4 protein-coding genes are annotated in these 3,812 nt (G+C 72.8%); 2 read left to right on the plus strand and 2 right to left on the minus strand.

Going from position 1 to position 3,812, the window contains the following annotated elements; genetic code table 11:
• Nucleotides 1-166: 166 nt before the first annotated feature.
• Both ACWGDE_RS37100 and dapE read right to left on the minus strand, forming a co-directional pair.
• Complete coding sequence (locus ACWGDE_RS37100) at nt 167-925, minus strand: LOG family protein (protein ID WP_453393487.1); 759 nt, start codon at nt 923-925, stop codon at nt 167-169.
• Between the two features lie 64 nt (nt 926-989).
• Nucleotides 990-2,069, minus strand: a complete 1,080-nt coding sequence (gene dapE, locus ACWGDE_RS37105; RefSeq protein WP_453393488.1) for a succinyl-diaminopimelate desuccinylase — start codon at nt 2,067-2,069, stop codon at nt 990-992.
• A 51-nt stretch (nt 2,070-2,120) separates the two neighbouring features.
• Between dapE and ACWGDE_RS37110 the strand changes: the two genes are divergently transcribed.
• Both ACWGDE_RS37110 and ACWGDE_RS37115 read left to right on the plus strand, forming a co-directional pair.
• On the plus strand, nt 2,121-3,131 hold the full coding sequence (locus ACWGDE_RS37110) for a hypothetical protein (protein ID WP_453393489.1): 1,011 nt from the start codon (nt 2,121-2,123) through the stop codon (nt 3,129-3,131).
• A 237-nt stretch (nt 3,132-3,368) separates the two neighbouring features.
• Nucleotides 3,369-3,731 carry an ATP-binding protein gene (locus ACWGDE_RS37115; protein WP_453393490.1) on the plus strand — a complete coding sequence of 121 codons (363 nt, stop codon included), beginning with the start codon at nt 3,369-3,371 and terminating at the stop codon, nt 3,729-3,731.
• Nucleotides 3,732-3,812: the final 81 nt, after the last annotated feature.

Consider the following 3,812-nt stretch of genomic DNA (forward strand, 5'->3'; position numbering starts at 1 on the left):
GGCCCCCCCGGGCCCTAACGGCGCGTGGGGGGGTTTAAATGGTGGCTCATGGCCAGGTGCCGTTCTATCCAGGCCACCGGGTCCCCGGCGGGGGCCCGCCGCGGGCTGGCCTGAGACCGGGAACGGCCGTGCCCCCGGCCGTCGGCCGGGGGCACGGGCGCGTCCGCTACTTGCCGGTTTCCTTCGTCACGAGCGCGATCGCCTCGTCCACGTCGTCCGTGACGTGGAAGAGGTAGAGGTCGTGCTCGGAGGCCTTGCCCTGGGCGATGACCGTGTTGCGCAGCCAGTCGACGAGCCCGCTCCAGTACTCCGTGCCGAACAGCACGATCGGGAAGCGGGTGATCTTCTGCGTCTGGACCAGCGTCAGGGCCTCGAAGAGCTCGTCGAGCGTGCCGAGTCCGCCCGGCAGGACCACGAAGCCCTGCGAGTACTTCACGAACATCGTCTTGCGGACGAAGAAGTACCGGAAGTTCAGGCCCAGATCCACGTGCTGGTTGAGCCCCTGCTCGAAGGGGAGCTCGATGCCCAGGCCCACCGAGATGCCGTTGGCCTCCCGCGCGCCCTTGTTGGCCGCCTCCATGGCGCCCGGGCCACCGCCCGTGATCACCGCGAAGCCCGCCTCGACGAGCGCGCCGCCGATCCGTACGCCCGCGTCGTACTCCGGCGATCCCGCCGGAGTACGGGCCGAGCCGAACACGCTGATCGCCGGCGGCAGCTCCGCCAGGGTGCCGAATCCCTCGATGAACTCGGACTGGATGCGCAGGACCCGCCAGGGATCGGTGTGCACCCACTCGGAGGGCCCGGCCGAATCCAGCAGCCGCTGGTCGGTCGTACTGCCCGCCTGCACCTGGCCCCGCCTCCTCAGCACCGGCCCGAGCTGCTGCTCCTCGGGCCGACGACGGGCGGAACTCTCGGGGTTGCCCATGATGTGCTCCCTCCTGCTGATCGTTGGATCAGGTTAGGCGCACAAGGGTGACGAGAAGCGGAATTCAGGAGGTCAGCCAGGCGCGGAGTCGTTCCTCGCAGTGGAGGATCGCCTTCGTCTCCACGCGTTCGTCGACCTTGTGGGCCAGCAGGGCGTCGCCCGGGCCGTAGTTGACCGCCGGGACGCCGAGCGCGCTGAAGCGGGAGACGTCCGTCCAGCCGAACTTCGGCATGGCGTGGCCTCCGACGGCCTCCATGAAGGCCGCGGCCGCCGGGTGGGAGAGGCCGGGGAGCGCGCCGGGCGAGGAGTCGTCGACCACGAACTCGGCGATGTCGCAGTCGGCGAACACCTCGCGCACGTGGGCCAGCGCCTCGGCCTCGCTGCGGTCCGGGGCGTAGCGGAAGTTGACCGTCACGGTGCACGCGTCGGGGATGACGTTGTTGGCGACGCCGCCCTCGATGCGGACCGCGTTGAGGCCCTCGTGGTACTCCAGCCCGTCGATGACCGGCTTGCGCGGTTCGTAGGCGGCGAGCTTCGCCAGGATCGGGCTCGCGCTGTGGATGGCGTTGGAGCCCATCCAGCTGCGCGCGGAGTGGGCGCGCTCGCCCTTGGTGCGGAGCAGGACGCGCAGGGTGCCCTGGCAGCCGCCCTCGACCTCGGCGTTGGAGGGCTCCAGCAGGACGGCGAAGTCGCCGGTCAGCCAGTCGGGGTGGGCTTCGGCGACCTTGCCGAGGCCGTTGAGGTCGGCGGCGACCTCTTCCTGGTCGTAGAAGACGAAGGTGAGGTCGCGGTTGGGCTCCGGCACGGTCGCGGCGATGCGCAGCTGCACGGCGACGCCGGACTTCATGTCGGTGGTGCCGCAGCCCCACAGGACGTCGTTCTCGTCGAGGCGGGACGGGACGTTGTCCGCGATGGGCACGGTGTCCAGGTGGCCGGCCAGGACGACGCGTTCGGCCCGGCCGAGACGGGTGCGGGCGACGACGTTGTTGCCGAAGCGGTCCACGGTCAGGTGCGGCAGGGCGCGCAGCGCGTGTTCCACGAGGTCGGCGAGTACCTTCTCGTCGCCGCTCACGGAAGGGATGTCGACGAGCCGGGCGGTCAGCTCGGCGGCGTCCAGGGTGAGGTCCAGCTCGGATTCGGGCATGGAGCTGACCCTAACCCCACGGGCTGCGGCGAAGCCTTGTCCGTCCGGCCGATGGACGCGCGGGGCGGCTCCAGTACGGTGGGCGGCGTGTCGCAGACCGATCAGCCCCGCCCCCGCCGTCGTCGCCGTCCGCTCCGCCTGGCTGCTGGTTTCCTCGTTCTGGTGGCGGTCGCCGGCTACTTCGTCGTGCAGCGCGCGTCGAACGGCGGCGGTGGCGCGCCGTACTGCACGGCTTCGGTCAACGCCATGGGCGGCGGCAAGGGCGACTCCGGCCAGTACTACGAGATGACCCCGGAGCAGGCGTCGAACGCGGCGACGATAGCCGCCGTCGGGGTCTCCAAGGGGATGCCGGACCGGGCGGTGACGATCGCGCTGGCGACCGCCATGCAGGAGTCGGCGCTGCGCAACCTCGACCACGGTGACCGGGACTCGCTCGGCCTGTTCCAGCAGCGGCCCTCGCAGGGCTGGGGCACCCCGGCGCAGATCATGGACCCCGTGTACTCGGCCGGGATCTTCTACGACCGGCTGGCCGAGATCAAGGGGTACTCGCGGCTCCCGCTGACGGTGGCGGCGCAGAAGGTGCAGCTGAGCGCCTTCCCGCAGGCGTACGCGAAGCACGAGCCGGACGCGACCGTCCTGACCACGGCCCTCACCGGCGGCGGCCACCTGGCCTGCGCCGGGCCCGCGCCCGCCCGGGCGGGCGATCCCGCGAAGCTCCGGGCGGAGCTGTCCCGGCTGATCCCCAAGGGCGGGCCGCACACGATGCCGGCGGAGCCGCCCGCGACCGCGGGCGGCCGCGCGGCCGGGGAGACCGAGGTGACCCTGGTCGCGAAGGCCGACGGCGGGGAGGCGGCGGCGCGCTCCGGGCAGGTGCTCTCGCAGTGGGCGGTGGCCAACTCCCGCGAGCTGGGGATCGCGCGGGTCTCGTACGTCTCCGGCGCCTGGATCGCGGGCGAGGACGACGGCCGCTGGCAGCTCAAGGGCGGTACGGGTGCCAAGGAGGGCGTCGGGGACCCGCGCAACGCGGCTCCGGGCCAGATACGGATCTTCGTGCGCTCCTGAGGCGCCCCGCCGGGCCCCGGTCGGGCGTGCGAACCGTCACCCGTGCGGGGGTGACCCGTCCATGGGACCCACGGGCCCTCCCGGGCACACATGCGCAGGTCGGCGCGCATCCAATGCGGTTGTCGCGGAAGCCGATTAAACGATGCGTTACTGATCCTTTACCCACCGGCTCCGCAACTCGGCGCCCCCCGCGAGCGGTTGTACCGGCGTACTCAGCCGCTACCGCTTAGGAGCATCATGTCCCTCCCCCTGACCCGCCGGATCGCCCGTACCGCGCTGCTCCTCGCAGCCGGGGCAGCTCCCGTGGTCGGTGCGGCCGGCGCGGCCAGCGCCGCGGGCCTGGAGTCCGTGCCGCAGCTGGGCTCGCTCGCCGCACCGGACGCGTCCGCCGCCGCGGGTGACACCGCGAGCGACACCGCCGCGACCGCCACGGAGACCGCGGGCACCGCCACCAAGGCCCTCCCGGCCGTCCCGGGCGCCCCCGCCGACCTGACCGGCACCGCGGGCGCCCTCCTCGGCGGGCTCCCGGCGGGCCTGCCCGGTGGCCTGCCGGCCGGGCTTCCGGGTGGTCTGCCCGGCGGGCTGCCGGGTCTCGGCTAGCCGCCGCAGCAAGAACGCCGAGGGGCCCGGGAGCACGAACTCCCGGGCCCCTCGGGCCGTCTGCACACTTACCTGCGGCGC

The organism is Streptomyces sp. NPDC054956, assembly GCF_053609185.1.

Bases quoted from the DNA above. Each gene is read 5' to 3' on its own strand.
- dapE (WP_453393488.1), bottom strand. From the start codon at position 2,069: ATGCCCGAATCCGAGCTGGACCTCACCCTGGACGCCGCCGAGCTGACC.
- ACWGDE_RS37115 (WP_453393490.1), top strand. From the start codon at position 3,369: ATGTCCCTCCCCCTGACCCGCCGGATCGCCCGTACCGCGCTGCTCCTC.
- ACWGDE_RS37110 (WP_453393489.1), top strand. From the start codon at position 2,121: ATGGACGCGCGGGGCGGCTCCAGTACGGTGGGCGGCGTGTCGCAGACC.
- ACWGDE_RS37100 (WP_453393487.1), bottom strand. From the start codon at position 925: ATGGGCAACCCCGAGAGTTCCGCCCGTCGTCGGCCCGAGGAGCAGCAG.